The sequence below is a fragment of the Microbispora sp. NPDC088329 genome (assembly GCF_040685655.1).
Taxonomy (GTDB): Bacteria; Actinomycetota; Actinomycetes; order Streptosporangiales; family Streptosporangiaceae; genus Microbispora.
The window spans coordinates 14,250-31,785 of the sequence record NZ_JBFBIP010000025.1; the positions used below are offsets into that span (position 1 = coordinate 14,250).

Sequence of the window (17,536 nt, forward strand, 5' to 3'; positions counted from 1 at the left end):
GGGGAGACCGCTTCTCACTACCAATCGTGTCCGGACGAGCACATCGTTGTCTCCCGGCACAGAGCCTGGAGGTGGTGACGAGTGCGGTTCTCAGCCGAGGACGCTGCCTGGAGACAACTGAGCAGCGAGTACGCCGGTCGCTGGTCGATCTGGAGAAGCGACGCCGGCCGCTGGTACGCGACCCGGCTGATCAGGTCGCTGTCCCGGATCGAGATGGACCGGGGACTGATCATGACCGCATGCGGCGAGAGCGCGGAGGAACTGCGCGCGCTGCTCACCGCGCAGGAGGGCCTGACGGGCCAGGCGCTCTCCTGACACCCAGGACGTGGGCCCGGCCCGCCGGGCTCACCCAGGGCTCGTGAGCCCGGGCCGGCTGTACCACCGGGCCCGAGTGCCGTGGGACGGATGGGAAAATCCCTCTCATGACAGAACCAGCGGTTCGCGAACCCGTTCACCCGACCGGCACGCAGCACACCATCGCCGCGCACGGATACGTGGCGACCGTCACCGAGGTGGGCGGGGGCCTGCGCGCCCTGACGTACCGCGAACGGCCGCTGGTCATGTCGTACCCCGCCGACGCGCAGCCCGTGGGCGGCGCCGGGCAGTTGCTGCTGCCCTGGCCGAACCGGGTGCGCGACGGTAGGTATGACTTCGGCGGCGAGACCAGGCAGCTCGCGATCAGCGAGCCCGGGACCGGCAACGCCGCGCACGGCTTCGCGCGCCTGATGCCCTGGACGGTGCTGGACCGGGACGCCGCCTCGGTCCGGCTCGGGCTGCGGTTGTTCCCCCAACTGGGCTACCCCCACGTGCTCGATCTGACGGTGTCCTACGCCCTGGGCGAGGCGGGCCTGGAGGTCGAGGTGTCGGCCGTGAACGTGGGAGACGGCGTCGCGCCGTACGGCATGGGTGCGCACCCCTACCTCACCCTCGGCGAGGAGACGGTGGACGACGCCGTGCTGGAGGTCCCCGCGGCCGAGTGGGCTCCGGTGGACGAGCAGAAGATCCCGGTCGGCCGCCGCCCGGTCGAGGGCACGGAGTACGACTTCCGCGAGGGACGCCGCATCGGCGGCACGGTGCTCGACACTCCCTGTACGGCCCTGCGGCGCGGCGACGACGGGCTGGCGCGGGCCCGGCTCATGACGGCCGACGGCTCCCGGGGCGTGGAGCTGTGGGCCGCGCCCGGTGTCGAATGGCTCCAGATCTTCACCGGAGACACGCTGGCCGAGCCGTACCGGCGGGCCGGCGTCGCGGTGGAGCCGATGAGCTGTCCGCCGAACGCCTTCGCGACCGGCGAGTGCCTGGTGCGCCTGGCTCCGGGAGAGCGGGTCACCCACCGGTGGGGGATCACCGCGCTGCGGAGGGCGTGAAAGCGACACGGACGGGCGCGCGGAAAGCAGCCGCGAACGGGTCGTTGCGGGTCATGAGGGAGATAGGGGACGATTCGGTCTGCCGCATTGAAGCGCTGGGATGGGCTGATTTCAGTTATTTTCACGACGGCGTCGACCGGGCGAAGGCGTGGCGGCACCGGGGACCCGCGGCCGGTGGTGCCAAGTGCGGCGTCGTTGACGTGCGCACACGAGGCGCGGGAGACGAGCCTTCCGGCGATATCCTCTGTCGGCCCATCACAAATCGGGCATTGACCGGAAACAATCTTGTTTCTTTGAATTCACATGACTGCGTTGCGTGCCGTATCTTGAGCCGTGGGAGCGCTCCCATGAGCCTAAGGAGGCGCGCGTGACTCTCCCCTTCGGTACGGCGCCGGTCAACCCGGCCCCCGTATGGACCACCGAATGCCTCCTGCCCGCCGTCGGCGCGAGTGTTGCGGAGGCGCGCGCCCTCGTTCGCCGTGAACTGTGCCGGTGGGGCCTGGACGAGCTCGTCGACGACTGCTCCCTCATCGTGAGCGAACTCGCCTCCAACGTCGTACGGCATGGCGGCAACGTCTTCACCCTCCGGCTCGGCAGCAACGGCACCTGGGTGTACGGCGAGGTCTTCGACCAGGGGGAGGGCGTGCCGCAGCAGCGTGACGCGGATGTCGACTCCATCGGCGGGCGGGGGCTGCTCATCGTGGACGAACTCGCCGACGACTGGGGAGTGGCCGGCTCGGGCCCGACCGGCAAGACCGTCTGGTTCCTCGCCGGAGCGGGCAGCCCGTCGCTGTTGCCCGTCGTTCCGCACCAGTCCCGTATCGCCGTCGGCTGACCGCGCCCGGGGGGACAGGGCCGCGCCCGTCCCCGCCGGCGACGCGGGGCGGTCGTCCGTTCAGCCGTTCCCGCGGGTCTGCGCACCGTCGAGGCGGGCGAGCACGGTGGCCGCGATCTCCTCGGGCCGGTGTGTGGAGGGGTCGGCGACGAGGTCCGCCACCTCGCGGAACCCCGGCAGCCGCAGGTCGCGCTGCTCGGTCAGCATCCGTACGAGGTCGGGCTTGAAATGCGGGCGATGAGGACTCGACTTCATGCGCTCGGCGAGCACTTCGGGCGGGCCGTCGAGAAACACCACGAAGGCGGGGGCCAGCGCGCGGCGCGTCTCGGGGTCCTCCACGGTGCTGGCCGCGGCCGCGATGACCGGGGAGGGCCGGGCCGCAAGTGCGTCCCGCAGCACCAGCGCCTCGCGTGCGTGCAACTCGTCGGCGCCCACGTCGGCGGCCATCGCGGCGGCGGTGGTGCCGTACCTCGCCTCCAGGTCGGCGTCGCTGTCGCGCATCGGACGGCCCAGCGCGTCGGCGAGCAGCCGGGCGACGGTGCTTTTCCCGGCGCCCATGAGGCCCATCACCACAATGGGGGTATCGGTCATGATTCGCATGGTGCCCTATGCGGGCACCCGCATGCGACGTTTGGAATCCGTGACAGGGATAGAGCAGAAGGCGAAGGAGGAAACGCCATGACCATCGCCGGAAGCATCATCCTCATCATGCTGGGGGCCATCCTCACCTGGGCGGTCGACTTCGACATCGCGGGCCTCGACATCCAGGTGATCGGGGTGATCCTCATGGTGGGCGGCCTGGCCGGGCTGCTCTTCGGCATCTGGCGCCTGACGACGGTCCGCCGCAGGACCACCGTCACCGCCGCCGCCCCCGTGGACGCGACCGCCACCCGCCGCCACGTGTACGAGGAGCGGCGCTACGACGACCCCACCATCTGACCCCCTCCAACGGACTTCCGACGGTCTGAAGGGAGGCATGGACAATGCCAGGACGTAAGGAACTGCCCTCGACCCTGGAGCGCTCGCCCAAGGAGGCCCAGGAGACGTGGATCAAGGCGCACGACTCCGCCGTCGACACGTACGGCGAGGGCCAGCGCGCCCACCGTACGGCGTTCGCCGCGCTCAAGCACTCCTTCGAGAAGGTGGGCGACCACTGGGAGAAGAAGGAAGGGCGCGGACCGTCGGACGAGCAGGCGAAGAAGGGCACGCCGAAGCAGGGCAAGACGGCTGAGGGTGTCGACGCGAACGCCTCCAAGCAGCACCTTTACGACGTCGCCAGCCGCCTCGGCATCCCGGGCCGGTCGAAGATGACCAAGGACGAGCTCGTGGACGCGATCAAGAAGGCCAACCGCAAGGCGACCGCCAAGGCCCGCTGACCCCTCCTACGCGCCGCCGGCCGCTCGAGGAAGAGCGGTCGGCGGCGCTTCCGGCCCCGCGGCCGCATGACGCGTCCCCGCCGCATGACGTGTCCCCGTCGTTCAGGGCGCCGGTCTCGTCGTCGCCGGTTTCGTCGTCGCCGCACCGGAGGCGGCGAGCAGACGGCGGGCGAAGGCGGCGAGGGCGGCCCGGAAGTCTTCGGGCTCGACGACGGTGAAGTCGGCGTCGAGGTGGGCGAGGCAGGGGATGAGCCATCTCCAGGAGTCGAGCCGGACGGTGACCTGGGTCTCCCCGTCGCCGGGCCCCGGATGTATCTCGGCGTCCTCGAACTTCACCGCGTCGGCGACCTGGCCGGGCCGTGCGCGCACGACGAGCGCTCGCGGTCGTCGATCGCCTCGGCGAGATCGGCCAGGAGCGCCGCGTTCACCGCGGGCGCGACGTGCCGGCCGGTCTCCAGACTGGCCCGCAGCGCTGCCGCACGCGGACGCAGCCGCGCGGGCAGGAACTGGTCGAGCTTGCCGTACGCCCGGGTGGCCGCGTCGTCGAGCGCCCCGTCCTCGCCGGAACCGGAGGAGGCGAGAGTGGCGAGGCCGAGCAACGCGGCGACCGCCTCGTCGTCGTCGAGGACGAGCGGCGGCATGGTCCGGCCCGCCACGAGCCGGTAGTAGCCGCCCGGTCCCGGCTGGGTCTCGACGGGATAGCCGTACTCCCTGAGCCGGTCCACGTCGCGGCGTACGGTGCGGGGGCTGACGTCCAGGCGCGAGGCGAGCTCGTCCCCGCTGAACGGCCGTCCCGTCTGGAGGAGCGACAGCAGAGCCAGCATGCGTCGGGTCACGTCGGCCACCCGCCCATCATGCCCGCAATTGCGGTCAGATTCCGGCCACAACTGTTCGTACGGTCGGGAGCATGGCTTCACCACGCATCTCCATAAGAAAGGCCCGTACGAACAACCTCCGCGGTCTCGACGTGGACATCCCGCGGGGCCGTATCGTCGTCTTCGCCGGCGTCTCGGGCTCCGGCAAGTCGTCGCTGGTCTTCGACACGATCGCGGCGGAGGCCGGTCACCAGCTGAACGAGACCTTCCCGCCGTTCACGCGGAACCGGCTGCCGAAGTGGACGCGTCCCGACGTGGAGCACATCGACGGGCTGTCGCCCGTGGTGGTGATCGACCAGCGGCGCCTCGGCGGCAACGCCCGGTCCACGGTCGGCACGATCACCGACACCTGGACCTACCTGCGGCTGCTGTTCTCCCGCCTCGGCGAGCCGCACGTGGGCGAGTCGAACCACTTCTCGTTCAACGATCCGGCCGGAATGTGCCTCACGTGCTCGGGCCTCGGCGACGTCGTCGTCACGGCCGTGGACCGCATCCTCGACCCGGACAAATCGCTGCGGGAAGGCGCGATCCGGCTTCCGGGGTTCGGCGAGGGCAACTACTGGTACTCCCAGTACGCCGGCATCGGCGTGTTCAGCCCGGAGACACCGCTGCGGGACTGGAGCGACGACGAGCGGAACGCCCTGCTGCACGGCGGCGAGGCGGCCGCCCGGCTGGAGCGGAGGCTGGGGCGCCGGCTGCCGAAGGACTACGAGGGCATCGTCGAGCGGTTCGAGCGCGTCTACCTCAACACCTCCGACAACCTGTCCGAGCGCAAGCAGGAGACGATCCGCCGGTTCACCCGGTCGCAGGTCTGCCCGGACTGCGGGGGAGACCGGCTCAACGAGGCGTCGCGCGCCGCCACCGTGCTCGGGCACACCATCGGCGCGCTGTCCCGGCTGGAGGTCGCCGAGCTCGCCGGGCTCGTCCGCCGTATCGACACGCCGAGCGTCGCTCCCGTCGTCGCCGCGCTGACCGCGCGGCTGGACGCCATGGTGACCATCGGACTGGGCTACCTCAGCCTGGCCCGCGCGACCACGACGCTGTCGGGCGGCGAGTCGCAGCGCATCAAGATCGTGAAGCATCTCGGGTCGAGCCTCACCGAGATGCTCTACGTGTTCGACGAGCCCACGGCCGGGCTGCACCCCACCGATGTGGAGTCCATGACGAGACTGCTGGAGCGGCTGCGCGACAGGGGCAACACCGTCCTCGTCGTCGAGCACGACCCCGCGGTCATGGCGGTCGCCGACGAGATCGTCGAGATCGGTCCCGGGGCGGGGGCGGACGGAGGCCGGCTCGTCTTCCAGGGCACGTTCCCCGAGCTCCGGCGGGCCGGCACCCCCACAGGACGCGCGCTCTCCCGGCCCGCGCCGCTCAAGACGGCCCCGCGTACCGCCCCGTTCAGGGCGGGGGCGGCGATCACCGTGACCGAGGCGACGCGCAACAACCTGCGGCGCGTCACCGTGGACGTCCCCGCCGGCGTGATGACGGTCCTCACGGGCGTCGCCGGCTCGGGCAAGTCCAGCCTGGCCGCCGAACTCGTCGAGCAGCACGGCGCCGTCGTGATCGACCAGAGGCCGGTCGGCGTCAACCGCCGGTCCACGCCCATCACCTACACCGGCATCGCGCCGGCCATCCGGAGGCTGTTCGCCCGGCGGAGCGGCGTGCCCGCCGCGTTGTTCAGCGCGAACTCCGAAGGCGCCTGCCCGGCGTGCGACGGGCTCGGGATCATCTACACCGATCTGGCCTTCATGGACGGCCAGGAGGTCGTCTGCGAGGCATGCGAGGGGCGGCGCTTCACCCCCGAGGTGCTCGCCTACACCGTCGACGGCCTGTCCATCGCCGACGTCGACGCCCTGTCCGTCGACGAGGCCAGGCACCGGCTGCCCGACAAGGCCGTCGACCGGGCGCTGCGGCACCTGTCGCAGGCCGGTCTCGGCTATCTCCGGCTGGGCCAGTCGCTCACCACACTGTCCGGAGGGGAGTGCCAGCGGCTCAAAATCGCCAAGGAGTTGCGCGACGCCGAGCACCCCTCCACGTACGTGCTCGACGAACCCACCACGGGCCTGCACATGAGCGACATCGACGGGCTGCTCCACGTCCTGGACGCGCTCGTCGACCGGGGTCACACGGTCGTGGTCGTCGAGCACAACTTGGACGTCATCCGGCAGGCCGACTGGCTGATCGACCTCGGGCCCGGCCCCGGCAGGCACGGCGGGAGGGTCGTCTTCGAGGGGCACGTCGCGGACTATCCGGCGGACGCCGGAACGCCGACGGCCCGCGCCCTCGCCGCCGGCCGGTAGACCGTCTCAGCGAATCAAGGACAGGACGGCCTCGCGGATCGCGCCCCTGTCGACGCCGGCGTCCTCCAGCTGCTCTTGTGAGGTCGCGCTGCCGGGCATGCCCGCGACGCCCAGCTTGCGCACCTGCACCGGCGTCCCCGCCAGCGCCGAGAGCACCGCGTCGCCCAGCCCGCCCTCCGGCCAGTGGTCCTCCACCGTGACCACCTTCCCCGTCGCCTCGGCCATCGCGACCAGTTCGGGCGAGTCGAGCGGCTTGATCGAGTAGGCGTCGACCACGGTGACGGAGACGCCGTCCTCGGCGAGCAGGTCGGCGGCGGCCAGGGCCTCGTGCACGGTGACGCCCGCGGCGACCACGGTCGCCTGACCGCCGGTGCGCAGGATCTTGCAGCCGCCCACCGGGAACTCCTCGTCCGGGCCGTAGATCACCGGTGTCTCGCCCCGCGTCGTCCGCAGGTAGCGCACGCCCTCCAGGTCGGCCATGTCCGCGACCAGCCGCGCCGTCTGGTTCGCGTCGCAGGGATACAGCACCGTGCTGCCGTGCACCGCGCGGAACGCCGCGAGGTCCTCCAGGCCCATCTGGGAGGGCCCGTCCTCGCCGATCGACACCCCGCCGTGCGACCCCACCAGGCAGATCCCGGCCCGGCTCACCGCCGCCATCCGGACGAAGTCGTACGCCCGGGTGAGGAAGGCGGCGAACGTCGCGGCGTACGGGGTCCAGCCGCGGGCGGCCATGCCGATCGCGGCGGCGACCATCTGCTGCTCGGCGATGTAGCACTCGAAGAACCGCTCCGGGTGCGCCTTGGCGAACGTCTCCAGCTTGGTCGAGTCGGCCACCTCGCCGTCGAGCGCGACGACGTCGCCGCGCGCCGTGCCGAGCGCGGCCAGCGCCTCGCCGAAGGCGGTCCGGGTGGCCACCCGCTCGCCCACCCCGTATTTCGGCAGGCCGAGCGGGCCGTCGGCGTACCGGTAGGGCGTGGCGGGGGCGTCGGGCGGGGTGATCTCGACGGTGAGCGTGCGGGGCCCGCCGAGCTCGCCGAGCGCCTGGTCGGCGTCCTCCAGCGGCTTGCCGTGTTTGCCCTCGCGGTTCTCCACGGCCGACACGCCGCGGCCCTTGCAGGTCCTGGCGATGATCGCCGTCGGGCGGCGCCGGGTGGCCCGGGCGTCGGCGAGCGCGTAGTCGATCTGGCCGGGGTCATGGCCGTCGATCTCGATGGTGTGCCAGCCGAAGGCGCCGAGCCGGGCGGCGTACGCGCCGAGGTCCCAGCCGTGCCGGGTCGGGCCGCGCTGGCCGAGCCGGTTGACGTCGACGATCGCCGTGAGGTTGTTCAGCCCCTCGTGCCCGGCGTGCTCGAACGCCTCCCACATCGATCCCTCGGCGAGCTCGCTGTCGCCGCACAACACCCAGACGTGGTAGGGCAGGCGGTCCAGCCTGCGCGCGGTCAGCGCCAGCCCCACCCCCACGGGCAGGCCGAAGCCCAGGGATCCCGTGGCCACGTCGACGAACGGCACCTGTGGGGTGGGGTGACCCTCCAAGCGGCTGCCGCGCCTGCGGAAGGTCAGCAGCTCCTCGTCGGTGACGACCCCGGCCGCCTTGAGCATCGCGTACAGGAGGGGGGAGGCGTGACCCTTCGAGAAGACGAGGTGGTCGTTGGCCGGGTTGGCCGGATCCGCGACGTCGACGCGCAGGTGACGCGCGAGCAGTACGGCCATGAGCTCGGCCGCCGACATCGAGGACGTGGGATGCCCCGAGCCGGCGGCCGCGGCGGCCCGCACCGAGTCCGCCCGGAGCTGGGCCGCGAGTTCGCACAGGAAGCGGTAGTCAAGCTCGTCCATCGCCATCGACTACCCAGGTACGCCCCCTCGTATCGCCACAAAAGGTGCGTACCCCGATATATAGGGGTTTTTGAAATCGTCAGCGGCGGCGCAGGCTGAGGCCGGCGACGGCGGCGAGCCCGAGACCCGCGGCGGTGACCAGGCGGCGGTGCTGCGACATCCACAACTGCACGCTGCGGCCGTGCGACCGCCGGTCGAAGCCGCCGTGCGCGCCGTAGTCCTTGTCCTCGTCCGCGGGCTCCCACAGGTTGGACACCCCGGTCGGCGCCTTTTCCCCGGTGAGCTGCGACTTCACCCCGGTTCTCGCGAGGTAGCGGTCGAGCAGGGCGGGCACCGCGCGCTGGCCCATGATCGTAGCCGCGGTCATCCCGCCGACCCAGTATTCCTTGCGCTCCGGGTGCTGGGCGGCGTAGACGAGCGCGTCGGCGGCCACCTCCGGCTGGTAGATCGGCGGCACCGGCTGCGCGTGCCGCCGCATCCGGTTGAGCCCCCAGTCGAACTGCGGGGTGTTGAGCGCCGGGAGCTGCACCACCGTGATCTTCACGCCCGAGTCCTCGGCGAGCAGCTCCGTCCGCACCGACTCGGTGAACCCGACGATCGCGTGCTTGGCGCCGCAGTACGCCGACTGCAGGGGAATCGACCGATAGGCCAGGGCCGAGCCCGCCTGCACGATGACGCCCTTGTCGCGCGGCTTCATCAGCTCCAGGGCCACCCGGGTGCCCCACACGTAGCCGAGGTAGGTCACCTTGGTCTCGCGCTCGTACTCCTCGGGAGTGATGTCCAGGAACGGCGCGAAGACCGTCGTGAACGCGATGTTGATCCACACGTCGATCGGGCCGAGCTCGGCCTCGGCCCGCTGGGCGGCCTGGCGGACCTGGTCGTAGTCGGAGACGTCCGCGGCGAAGACCTTCGCGGTCCCGCCCTCGGCCCCGACGTCCACGGCGGCGCCTGCGAGGCCCGCCTCCCCACGTGCGATGAGCGCGACCTTGGCGCCCTCCGCGCCGAGCTGCCGGACCACCGCGCGGCCCACCCCGCCGCTCGCGCCGGTCACCACGACGACCTTGTCCTTCAGGCTCACCTCGTTGTCATCCTCTCGATCGCGGCCCGCCGCCGAGCCTCTTCTGCCTGCGTACGGCGACCGTCATGTAGATCGCGATGATCGCCATGATCGCCACGACGACCCCGGTCAGCACCCAGATGCGTCCGACGAAGGAGAGCACCAGAACGGCGAAACAGAAGACCAGGGCGAACGACGCGATACGGACGTGGATCACGTCCATCGGCGTCGCCTCCACCATCGGCTTGCCGGTCGACGAGCGTTGTTCTTCGGTCATGCAGCCCCCTCTACCCTCGAATCCGGTTCACTATCGCCGTGGTGGAGCGGTCCGGAACGTAACCGAGCACCCGGACCTCGCCACCCAGCTCCTTGACCAGCTCCCCCTCGGGCAGCAGGTCGGGGTGGTAGTCGCCGCCCTTGACGTACACGTCCGGCCGGACGAGCCGCAGCAGCTCGGCCGGGCTGTCCTCGTCGAAGACGGTGATGTAGTCCACGCAGCCCAGCGCCGCGAGCACCGCGACCCGGTCCTCGCACCTGTTGATCGGGCGTTGCGGTCCCTTCAGCCGGGCCACGCCGTCGTCGCCGTTCACCGCGACGACCAGCACGTCGCCGAGCCGGGCGGCCTCCTCCAGGCAGGCGACGTGACCGCGGTGGAGCACGTCGAAGCAGCCGTTGGTGAAGACGATCCGCTTGCCCTCGGCGCGGTCGCGCTCCAGGCACGACGCCAGCCGCTCGGGCGGCAGCGCGGTGCCGGGACGCAGCGCCTGCAGCAGGTCCTCGTGAGAGCAGGCCGCCGTTCCCTGGCGGCGTACGACCACGCTCGCCGCCGCCTGGCCGATGTCGGCGGCGCGCTCGGGCTCCGCGCCGGCCGCCAGCGCGAGCGCGAACGCCGCCGTGAAGGTGTCGCCCGCGCCGATGCTCATGGTGTCGGGCGCGGGAGTCGCGTACGTGCGGTGCGGCTGCCTGCCGCGCCGGTGCAGCAGCGTGCCCTCGCCGTCCAGCGTGGTGACCACGAGGCCGGCGCCGGTGGCCTCGATGAGCTCCTCCGACCGCGCGGACAGGAACGCGACCCTGTCGTGGTCGCCGCCCTCGCCCAGCAGCCGGCGCACCTCGGCGTAGTTGGGCAGCACGGCCGTCGGGCGGCAGTCCCGCCAGGCCGCCACGTCGTGGGCGTCCACCACCAGGATCGGCGCGCCGCGCGATCCCTCGCTCCGGTCGATGCTCAGGTCGCACAGCACCCGGCGGACGTCCGGGGTGCACACCCCGCCGCCGTAGTCGCAGGCGATGATGACGTCCGCGTCCGCCGCGAGCCGGATGATCTGCTCGATGAGCTCGCGCTCGGCCGCCTCGGGCAGCGGTGCGTCGTCCTCCTCGTCGTACCGCGCCACGATCTGGCCGTCGGTCAGCACCCGGCGCTTGACCGAGGTCCGCCAGCTGCGCACGATGACCAGGCCTTCGACGTCGAGCCGTCCCAGGGCCGCGTTGAGCGTCGCCCCGGCGGGATCGGCGCCCGTGACCCCCACCATGTGGACCCGCGCGCCCAGGGCGGCCAGGTTCACGGCCGTGTTGGCGGCGCCGCCCGGCTGGTCCTCGATCTGCTCGACGGTCACCACCGGCACCGGGGCCTCCTGCGCCATGCGCTTGGTGTGGCCCCGCAACCACGAGTCGAGCATCACGTCCCCGACGACGACGGCTGTGACTTCACCGAAACGGTTGAGCGTCTCTTCCGTCATATCCGGCGGCTACCCCGGCAGACGCAGGGGAAACAACAGGCACGGCAGACCCGGCGGGCCGGTTTGGAGCCGCCGCACCGGGGTAACCGGGATCAGACGTCGCTCCACACAGCGCTCCACACAGCGCTCCGCCGGAGGTCAGCCGGCGGGCCGGACGAATGGGGGTGTCCGATGGACGAGGGGACGAAGCGGGTGACCGTCCGTTCGCGTGGCGGCTTGTGGCCATGAGCGAGCGAAGCGAGCGAATCAATAAGCACAGTGCGTTTCGCTCATGCGACTCCGAGCCGCCAGGCGAGGAGGTGGCATGAGCGAGCGAAGCGAGCGAATCAATAAGCACAGTGCGATTCGCTCATGCGACTCCGAGCCGTCAGGCGAGGAGGTGGCATGAGCGAGCGAAGCGAGCGAATCAATAAGCACAGTGCGATTCGAGAAGTGCTGACCTGCGCGCCTCCGGCACGACGCGACTCCGAGCCGCCAGGCGAGGGGGAGACATGAGTGCGCTGCTCGTCGAAGGGGTGGAGCGCATCGCCGTGCTGAGGGCCAACGCCCTCGGCGACCTGCTGCTGGCTCTGCCCGCCATCGGGGCGCTCAGACGGGCGTATCCCGCCGCCAAGATCACCTTGCTCGGCCGTGAGTGGCACGCGCGGTTCCTGCGGGGCCGCCCCGGCCCGGTGGACGAGGTGGTGGCGTTGCCGCCCATCTCCGGCGTCTCCTCACCGCCGGACGGGCCCACCGCGCCCGAGGAGCTGTACGAGGACCTGCGTGAGCGCAGGTTCGACCTGGCCGTCCAGATGCACGGCGGCGGGCGCAACTCCAACCCGTTCATCCGCCGCCTCGGCGCGCGGGTGACGGCCGGCCTGCGCACCCCCGACGCCGCTCCGCTCGACCGCTGGGTGCCGTACGTCCACTACCAGCACGAGACCCTGCGCTACCTGGAGGTCGCGGGGCTGCTCGGTGCCGTCACCAACGAGATCGAGCCGAGGGTCGCGGTCGTCAGGGAGGACTGGGCCGAGCTGAACCGCACCCTCGGCAAGGTGCCGCGGGGCCTGGTGGCGATCCACCCGGGCGCGGGGGACCGGCGCAGGAGATGGCCCCCGGAACGCTTCGCCGAGGTCGCCGACCGCCTCGGGCGGCCGGTGGTGGTGACCGGCGTCGAGGAGGAGCGGGAGGTCGTCGAGAAGGTCGTCGCGCAGATGCAGACCCCAGCGAGGGCCGTCGTCGGAGAGCTGTCCCTCGGCGGGCTCACCGCGCTGTACGCCGCCTGCGACCTGCTCGTCTCCAACGACACCGGGCCGCGCCACCTGGCGGCGGCGACCGGCACGCCCACCGTCGGCGTCTACTGGTGCGGCAACATGATCAACTGGGGTCCGCTGAGCAGGGGCCATCAGCGGCCGCTGATCTCCTGGACGTCCGGCTGCCCGGTCTGCGGAACACCGGCCGACCCCAGGCTTGGCATGCGGGAGTGCGGCCACCGCGACGTCTCGTGGGTGGGTGACGTGAGCGTGGACGACGTGCTCGAACAGGCCTGGGACCTGCTGCGATGAGCACCGCCGCGGAGGTCTTCGCGACCCCGCCCGTCGAACTGCGGCCGAGCGACCCGAGCGAGCCGGGCATCCGGCGCCGGCGTCGTGGCCGCGGGTTCAGCTACACATGGGCCTCCGGCCGGCCCGTGAAGGACCGCTCCGCCCTGCGCCGGATCAAGAGCCTCGCGATCCCGCCGGCCTGGACCGACGTGTGGATCTGCGCCCATCCGAACGGCCACCTCCAGGCCGTGGGCACCGACTCCGCGGGCCGCCGGCAGTACCGCTACCACGACGAATGGCGCAGGCAGCAGGACGAGGCCAAGTTCGACCACGTGCTGGAGATCGCTCAGCGGCTCCCCGCGTTCCGCGAGCGGATCGCGCGCGACCTGCGCGGCGACGAGCTGGGCCGCGAGCGCGTGCTGGCCACCGCCGCCCGCATGCTCGACATCGGCTTCTTCCGCGTCGGCGGGGAGGAGTACACCGACTCCTACGGCCTGGCCACGCTCAAGACGTCGCACGTGAAGTGCGGCGACGGCAAGGTCGTGTGCCACTACCTGGCCAAGGGCCGCAAGGAGCGGGAGCAGGTGCTGGCCGACGCCGACGTGTGCGAGGTGCTGACCGCGCTGTCCAAGGGGCACCGGGGCGAACTGCTGCGCTACCGCACCGACGACGGCTGGGTGGACGTGCGCAGCGCCGACATCAACGCCTACCTCAAGGAGACGTTCGGCACCGACGTCTCCGCCAAGGACTTCCGCACCTGGCACGCCACCGTCCTGGCGGCGGTCGGGCTCGCCGTCTCCCGCCCCGTACGCAGCGGCGCCGGGCGCAAGCGCGCGGTCTCCCGGGTGATGAAGGAGGTGTCGGAGTATCTCGGCAACACCCCGTCGGTGTGCCGCGCCTCCTACGTCGACCCGCGCCTCGTCGCGTTGTACGAGAAGGGGCGGACGATCCCCCTCGAACGGCTGGGCGAGGACACCGGCGAAGGCGGCCTCGCCACGCATGGGCCGGTCGAGGAGGCCGTCATCGAACTCCTGCGCCGAGCGCCCGCACGGCGGCGCTGACCACCTGGGCGGCCGGGACCGCCGCGTCCAGACGCTCGGCGGCGTCCGTCTCGTGCAGGATCGGGTGTCGTCCGTCCGCGGTGGAGACGAGCACGGAGGGCGTCCGGTACGCCTCGGCGAGCCGTGTCATCGCGACGTCGCCGCTGATGACCAGGCGCGCCCCCGCGACCAGTGCGCACAGCTCCCGGAGCGAGGTGCGGCCCGCCAGCACGATCTGCGGCGGCAGCACCGCCCGGGTCGCCACGAGCAGGGCCATCGGCCGTTCCCGCAGGCTGCCGGTGATCACGACGGGCAGGCCCTCGTCCGTCAGCGCGCGCGCCACCTCGGCGAACCGCTCGGCGGGCCAGCGCAGCGACGTGCCGCCCGCGCCGGGGTGGATCACGACGGCTCCCGGCGCGGGGCTGGCGGTGAGGGGAGTGGGCAACGCCAGGTCCTCGGGGTCGGCCGGCACGCCGTGCCACCGGAGCAGCCGGCACCACCGCAGCACCTCGTGCTCGCCCGGGTCCCACCACGGTCCCCTGATCCACGGGACGTCCGGGTTGGCGTACGCCCACAGGCGCCTCGTCCCCACACCGAGCAGGACGCGGTGGCTGCGCGGCCCCCGGTCCTGCAGGTTGACGGCGAGGTCCGGCAGGAGCGGCGGGTGATCGGCGGTCTCCTCGCCGGGCCCGGGCCACGACAGCGGCGCGAGCCCGTACGCGGGCAGGATCCGGTCGACCGCGCCGGTGAGCGCGGCGAGCTCGCTCAGCTCCGGCGGGCAGGCGAGGACGACGCGCAGCCCGTGGCGGCGCAGGGCGCGCAGCGCGGGCACCACGGCGAGCAGGCCCCCGATGCCGTCCGAGCGCAGCACCAGGGCCGTCGACGTCACCGGCCCACCTCGCGGGACGGCGGGATCATGAGGCGCTCCTTTCCAGCTCCCGGGCGGACAGGGCCCGCTCGTAAGCGGCCAGGGTTTCGCCGGCGATGCGGCTCCAGGCGTACCTCGCGCGGGCCCGGTCGGCACCCGCGATGCCGTACGCGGTGCGCCGCACCCGGTCGTCGAGCAGCTTGCGCAGCGCCCTGGCCAGCACGGCGGGCTGGCGGGGCGGCACGAGGAGACCGGTCACGTTGTTGACCACGGTCTCCTTCTGGCCGCCCACCGCCGAGGCGACGACCGGGACGCCGCAGGCCATCGCCTCGAGGGCCACCATGCCGAACGGCTCATACCAGGGCACGGACACGACGGCGGTGGCCGAGCGCATCAGCGAGGGCAGCGTGTCACGCCCGACCCGGCCGAGGAATCGGACCCTGTCGGAGACGCCCGCCTGGGTCGCGAGCCAGCGCAGCCGGGTGACCTCGGGGTCGTGGTGCAGCTGCGCCGCCGGGGGACCGCCCGCGACGACCAGCTCGGCGTCCCGCAGGTACTGCAGCGCCCTGATGGTGGTCTCCAGGCCCTTGCGCGGCACGAGCCGGCCGACCGACAGCAGGCGCGGGCGCTCCGGCCGCTCCAGCGGCTCGACGTGCGGGTGGAAGGCGGTGACGTCCACTCCGCAGGGGACGACCCGGGCCGCTCGGCGGGGCACGCGCATGCGGATGAGTTCGTCGATCTCGTCGGTGCAGGTCGCGATGATGCCGTCGACGCGCCGTCCGATGCCGGCCTCGGCCTCGATGCGCTCCCGCGGGCTGGTGTCGGCCGTGCCCTGGTGGCGCCGCTTGACGCTGCCGAGCGCGTGATAGGTGTGGACGACCGGGATGCGCAGCTTCTCCGCCGCTGGGAGGGCGGCCAGCCCGCTCATCCAGAAGTGGCTGTGCACGATGTCCGGACGGTCGAACAGCCACCGGTCGTGCAGCCACTTCCCGAAGTGGGGAATCCAGGGAAGGATCTCGTCCTTGGGGATCTCGGAGGCGGGACCGGCGGGAACGTGGACGACGTTCACGCCCCGGCCGAAGGCGACGGTTTCCGGCAGGTCCTCGCGGTCCTTGCGCGTGTAGACGGTGACCTCGTGGCCGGCTCGGGCGAGCTCCCGGGCGAGGGCGGCGACGTGCACGTTCTGACCGCCGGCGTCGACACCGCCGAGGGTGGCGAGCGGGCTGGCGTGCTCCGAGACCATGGCGATCTTCACTGGGGGTTCCTCCAAGAGCGGCAGTGGCGGGTACCCGGCTCGGGGGTCAGGGAGTCCAGGCGAGCAGTCCCGGCGACGGCGGCGCACGCATGGCGGGCCGCGGCGGGCGGACGGTGGAGGGCGGGCACGCGGCCCGCGAGGAGGGCGGCGCACGCGTGGCGGCGGGCGGCGCCGGAGGCGGCCGGAAGGGGATGGGCCGCGATGTGGGGGCCGGAGGGGAGAGTGCCCGTGGAAGAGGCGTGTGAAGAGATGCGGCCGGCCCACCCGGCATGCCGGTCGGGGCGAGGTGAAGGCCGATCAAAGGTTCCCAAGACGCTCCTCCGTCGCGGCATGCTCACGCCAAGGAGGTACCTGCGTCTTAGGCACCAGGAATACCCACAACCATATCCACCAACGCGCCGGTCAAACCACTGGTTTCGCTTGGGAAGGGCCGGGCAGCGCTAACCATACGGAACCGAGGGGGACACGAGGGGAAGAGATGGAGACGCCGCACTATGTCGCGGCCCGCGTGCAGCGGGCTCTCGCGGAGGACGAACGGACCACCGAGCTGGGCATTCGGGTGGATGTGCGAGGAGAAGAGGTCTACCTGCGCGGGCAGGTCTCCTGTGACGAGCGGCGACACCAGATCGAGAACGTCGCCAGGGAGGCGGCTCCGGGCCTGCGGGTGCACAACGAGATCACCTTGGTGGAGGTGCGGGAGCCGGGAGAGGAGGAACATCTGTGAGGGAGCTGCGGATCGCCGCCGTCGCGGACATCCATCTGGGCGAGGACCTGCGCGGCCACTATCGCAAGAAGATCGAGGGCATCGAGCGTCGTGCGGACGTGTTGCTGGTGGGAGGCGATCTGACCAGGCACGGCACGATCCCCGAAGCGCGGGTGGTCGCCGACGAGCTGCGCGGCCTGCCCATCCCCGTCGTCGCCGTGCTGGGCAACCACGACTACCACTCCGACCGCAACCAGGAGATCGTCGATCTCCTCCGTGACGCCGGCATCGTCGTCCTCGACGACGAGGGCACGGTCGTCCCCATCGACGGCGTACGGCTCGGAGTCGCCGGCGGCAAGGGCTTCGGCGGTGGTTTCGCCGGGAAGTGCGCGAGCGAGTTCGGCGAACCGGAGACCAAGGCGTTCGTCCGGCACACCAAGGAGATCGCCGAGCGGTGGCGGCGGGCGCTCAAGGAGCTGGACGCCGACCACAAGATCGTGCTCAGCCATTATTCGCCCGTGAAGGACACGCTGATGGGCGAGCCCCCGGAAATCTATCCGTTCCTCGGCAGTTACATGCTGGCGGAGGCCGCCGACGCCGAGGGCGCGGATCTTTTCATTCACGGCCACGCGCACGCGGGCACGGAAAAGGGTGTCACTCCCGGAGGTATTCGCGTGCGAAACGTCGCCCTTCCGGTGATCAAGCACGCGTACACCGTCTACTGCCTGAACGGCGACCATTGCTGATCCGCCGTGCTCCATGCCGTGCGGC

General features: G+C 71.8%; 19 protein-coding genes. 10 read left to right on the plus strand and 9 right to left on the minus strand.

Annotated elements, in window-relative coordinates:
* The first annotated feature begins 81 nt into the window (after positions 1 to 81).
* The 3 genes from AB0O28_RS33370 to AB0O28_RS33380 all read left to right on the plus strand — a co-directional run bounded on the left by AB0O28_RS33370 (position 82) and on the right by AB0O28_RS33380 (position 2,202).
* Complete coding sequence (locus AB0O28_RS33370; RefSeq protein WP_363646559.1) at positions 82 to 315, plus strand: hypothetical protein; 234 nt, start codon at positions 82 to 84, stop codon at positions 313 to 315.
* A 107-nt stretch (positions 316 to 422) separates the two neighbouring features.
* A complete protein-coding gene (locus AB0O28_RS33375; RefSeq protein ID WP_363646560.1) occupies positions 423 to 1,367 on the plus strand; it encodes an aldose 1-epimerase family protein in 945 nt (314 codons plus the stop codon).
* Between the two features lie 367 nt (positions 1,368 to 1,734).
* On the plus strand, positions 1,735 to 2,202 hold the full coding sequence (locus AB0O28_RS33380) for an ATP-binding protein (protein ID WP_363646561.1): 468 nt from the start codon (positions 1,735 to 1,737) through the stop codon (positions 2,200 to 2,202).
* 60 nt (positions 2,203 to 2,262) lie between these two features.
* Here the strand turns inward: AB0O28_RS33380 and AB0O28_RS33385 are convergent, their stop codons facing one another.
* Complete coding sequence (locus AB0O28_RS33385; protein WP_363646562.1) at positions 2,263 to 2,793, minus strand: shikimate kinase; 531 nt, start codon at positions 2,791 to 2,793, stop codon at positions 2,263 to 2,265.
* A gap of 87 nt (positions 2,794 to 2,880) precedes the next feature.
* Here AB0O28_RS33385 and AB0O28_RS33390 point away from each other — a divergent pair, with 87 nt between their 5' ends.
* Complete coding sequence (locus tag AB0O28_RS33390; protein ID WP_363646563.1) at positions 2,881 to 3,141, plus strand: DUF6458 family protein; 261 nt, start codon at positions 2,881 to 2,883, stop codon at positions 3,139 to 3,141.
* A gap of 44 nt (positions 3,142 to 3,185) precedes the next feature.
* On the plus strand, positions 3,186 to 3,578 hold the full coding sequence (locus AB0O28_RS33395) for a ChaB family protein (protein WP_363646564.1): 393 nt from the start codon (positions 3,186 to 3,188) through the stop codon (positions 3,576 to 3,578).
* Positions 3,579 to 3,680: 102 nt separating this feature from the next.
* On the opposite strand, the gene AB0O28_RS33400 is transcribed toward AB0O28_RS33395, so the two are convergent.
* Entirely contained in the window at positions 3,681 to 3,947 is a 267-nt protein-coding gene (locus AB0O28_RS33400) for a WYL domain-containing protein (protein WP_363646565.1), read from the minus strand.
* Positions 3,911 to 4,423, minus strand: a complete 513-nt coding sequence (locus tag AB0O28_RS33405; RefSeq protein WP_363646566.1) for an HTH domain-containing protein — start codon at positions 4,421 to 4,423, stop codon at positions 3,911 to 3,913. The genes AB0O28_RS33400 and AB0O28_RS33405 overlap by 37 nt, the downstream gene beginning before the upstream one ends.
* Positions 4,424 to 4,485: 62 nt before the next feature.
* Here AB0O28_RS33405 and AB0O28_RS33410 point away from each other — a divergent pair, with 62 nt between their 5' ends.
* Positions 4,486 to 6,753: an excinuclease ABC subunit UvrA gene (locus AB0O28_RS33410; RefSeq protein WP_363646567.1), complete on the plus strand. Its 2,268-nt coding sequence runs from the start codon at positions 4,486 to 4,488 to the stop codon at positions 6,751 to 6,753.
* A 6-nt stretch (positions 6,754 to 6,759) separates the two neighbouring features.
* On the opposite strand, the gene AB0O28_RS33415 is transcribed toward AB0O28_RS33410, so the two are convergent.
* From AB0O28_RS33415 to rfaE2, 4 genes are all read right to left on the minus strand, one after another.
* The gene (locus AB0O28_RS33415; RefSeq protein WP_363646568.1) at positions 6,760 to 8,586 is read right to left on the minus strand and encodes a transketolase; all 1,827 of its coding nucleotides are present in this window, start codon (positions 8,584 to 8,586) and stop codon (positions 6,760 to 6,762) included.
* 79 nt (positions 8,587 to 8,665) lie between these two features.
* Positions 8,666 to 9,664, minus strand: coding sequence for an SDR family oxidoreductase (locus AB0O28_RS33420; protein WP_363646569.1), 999 nt, complete (start codon positions 9,662 to 9,664; stop codon positions 8,666 to 8,668).
* 7 nt (positions 9,665 to 9,671) lie between these two features.
* On the minus strand, positions 9,672 to 9,920 hold the full coding sequence (locus AB0O28_RS33425) for a hypothetical protein (RefSeq protein WP_363646570.1): 249 nt from the start codon (positions 9,918 to 9,920) through the stop codon (positions 9,672 to 9,674).
* Positions 9,921 to 9,930: 10 nt separating this feature from the next.
* A complete protein-coding gene (gene rfaE2, locus AB0O28_RS33430; protein WP_363646571.1) occupies positions 9,931 to 11,376 on the minus strand; it encodes a D-glycero-beta-D-manno-heptose 1-phosphate adenylyltransferase in 1,446 nt (481 codons plus the stop codon).
* A 491-nt stretch (positions 11,377 to 11,867) separates the two neighbouring features.
* Here rfaE2 and AB0O28_RS33435 point away from each other — a divergent pair, with 491 nt between their 5' ends.
* Both AB0O28_RS33435 and AB0O28_RS33440 read left to right on the plus strand, forming a co-directional pair.
* Entirely contained in the window at positions 11,868 to 12,920 is a 1,053-nt protein-coding gene (locus AB0O28_RS33435) for a glycosyltransferase family 9 protein (RefSeq protein WP_363646572.1), read from the plus strand.
* Positions 12,917 to 13,960: a DNA topoisomerase IB gene (locus AB0O28_RS33440; RefSeq protein ID WP_363646573.1), complete on the plus strand. Its 1,044-nt coding sequence runs from the start codon at positions 12,917 to 12,919 to the stop codon at positions 13,958 to 13,960. The genes AB0O28_RS33435 and AB0O28_RS33440 overlap by 4 nt, the downstream gene beginning before the upstream one ends.
* On the opposite strand, the gene AB0O28_RS33445 is transcribed toward AB0O28_RS33440, so the two are convergent.
* Together AB0O28_RS33445 and AB0O28_RS33450 are read right to left on the minus strand one after the other, a co-directional pair.
* Complete coding sequence (locus AB0O28_RS33445; protein ID WP_363646574.1) at positions 13,920 to 14,828, minus strand: glycosyltransferase family 9 protein; 909 nt, start codon at positions 14,826 to 14,828, stop codon at positions 13,920 to 13,922. The genes AB0O28_RS33440 and AB0O28_RS33445 overlap by 41 nt on opposite strands.
* Positions 14,829 to 14,853: 25 nt before the next feature.
* Positions 14,854 to 16,062, minus strand: coding sequence for a glycosyltransferase (locus AB0O28_RS33450; protein ID WP_363646575.1), 1,209 nt, complete (start codon positions 16,060 to 16,062; stop codon positions 14,854 to 14,856).
* A 478-nt stretch (positions 16,063 to 16,540) separates the two neighbouring features.
* Here AB0O28_RS33450 and AB0O28_RS33455 point away from each other — a divergent pair, with 478 nt between their 5' ends.
* On the plus strand, positions 16,541 to 16,786 hold the full coding sequence (locus tag AB0O28_RS33455; protein ID WP_357217769.1) for a BON domain-containing protein: 246 nt from the start codon (positions 16,541 to 16,543) through the stop codon (positions 16,784 to 16,786).
* Complete coding sequence (locus AB0O28_RS33460; protein WP_363646576.1) at positions 16,783 to 17,511, plus strand: metallophosphoesterase; 729 nt, start codon at positions 16,783 to 16,785, stop codon at positions 17,509 to 17,511. Before AB0O28_RS33455 ends, AB0O28_RS33460 begins: the two co-directional genes overlap by 4 nt.
* Positions 17,512 to 17,536: the final 25 nt, after the last annotated feature.

Excerpts from the sequence above, each read along its gene's own strand:
- AB0O28_RS33375 (WP_363646560.1), top strand. The coding sequence starts at position 423 with ATGACAGAACCAGCGGTTCGCGAACCCGTTCACCCGACCGGCACGCAG.
- AB0O28_RS33385 (WP_363646562.1), bottom strand. The coding sequence starts at position 2,793 with ATGACCGATACCCCCATTGTGGTGATGGGCCTCATGGGCGCCGGGAAA.
- AB0O28_RS33390 (WP_363646563.1), top strand. The coding sequence starts at position 2,881 with ATGACCATCGCCGGAAGCATCATCCTCATCATGCTGGGGGCCATCCTC.
- AB0O28_RS33395 (WP_363646564.1), top strand. The coding sequence starts at position 3,186 with ATGCCAGGACGTAAGGAACTGCCCTCGACCCTGGAGCGCTCGCCCAAG.
- AB0O28_RS33410 (WP_363646567.1), top strand. The coding sequence starts at position 4,486 with ATGGCTTCACCACGCATCTCCATAAGAAAGGCCCGTACGAACAACCTC.
- AB0O28_RS33415 (WP_363646568.1), bottom strand. The coding sequence starts at position 8,586 with ATGGACGAGCTTGACTACCGCTTCCTGTGCGAACTCGCGGCCCAGCTC.
- AB0O28_RS33425 (WP_363646570.1), bottom strand. The coding sequence starts at position 9,920 with ATGACCGAAGAACAACGCTCGTCGACCGGCAAGCCGATGGTGGAGGCG.
- rfaE2 (WP_363646571.1), bottom strand. The coding sequence starts at position 11,376 with ATGACGGAAGAGACGCTCAACCGTTTCGGTGAAGTCACAGCCGTCGTC.
- AB0O28_RS33435 (WP_363646572.1), top strand. The coding sequence starts at position 11,868 with ATGAGTGCGCTGCTCGTCGAAGGGGTGGAGCGCATCGCCGTGCTGAGG.
- AB0O28_RS33440 (WP_363646573.1), top strand. The coding sequence starts at position 12,917 with ATGAGCACCGCCGCGGAGGTCTTCGCGACCCCGCCCGTCGAACTGCGG.
- AB0O28_RS33455 (WP_357217769.1), top strand. The coding sequence starts at position 16,541 with ATGGAGACGCCGCACTATGTCGCGGCCCGCGTGCAGCGGGCTCTCGCG.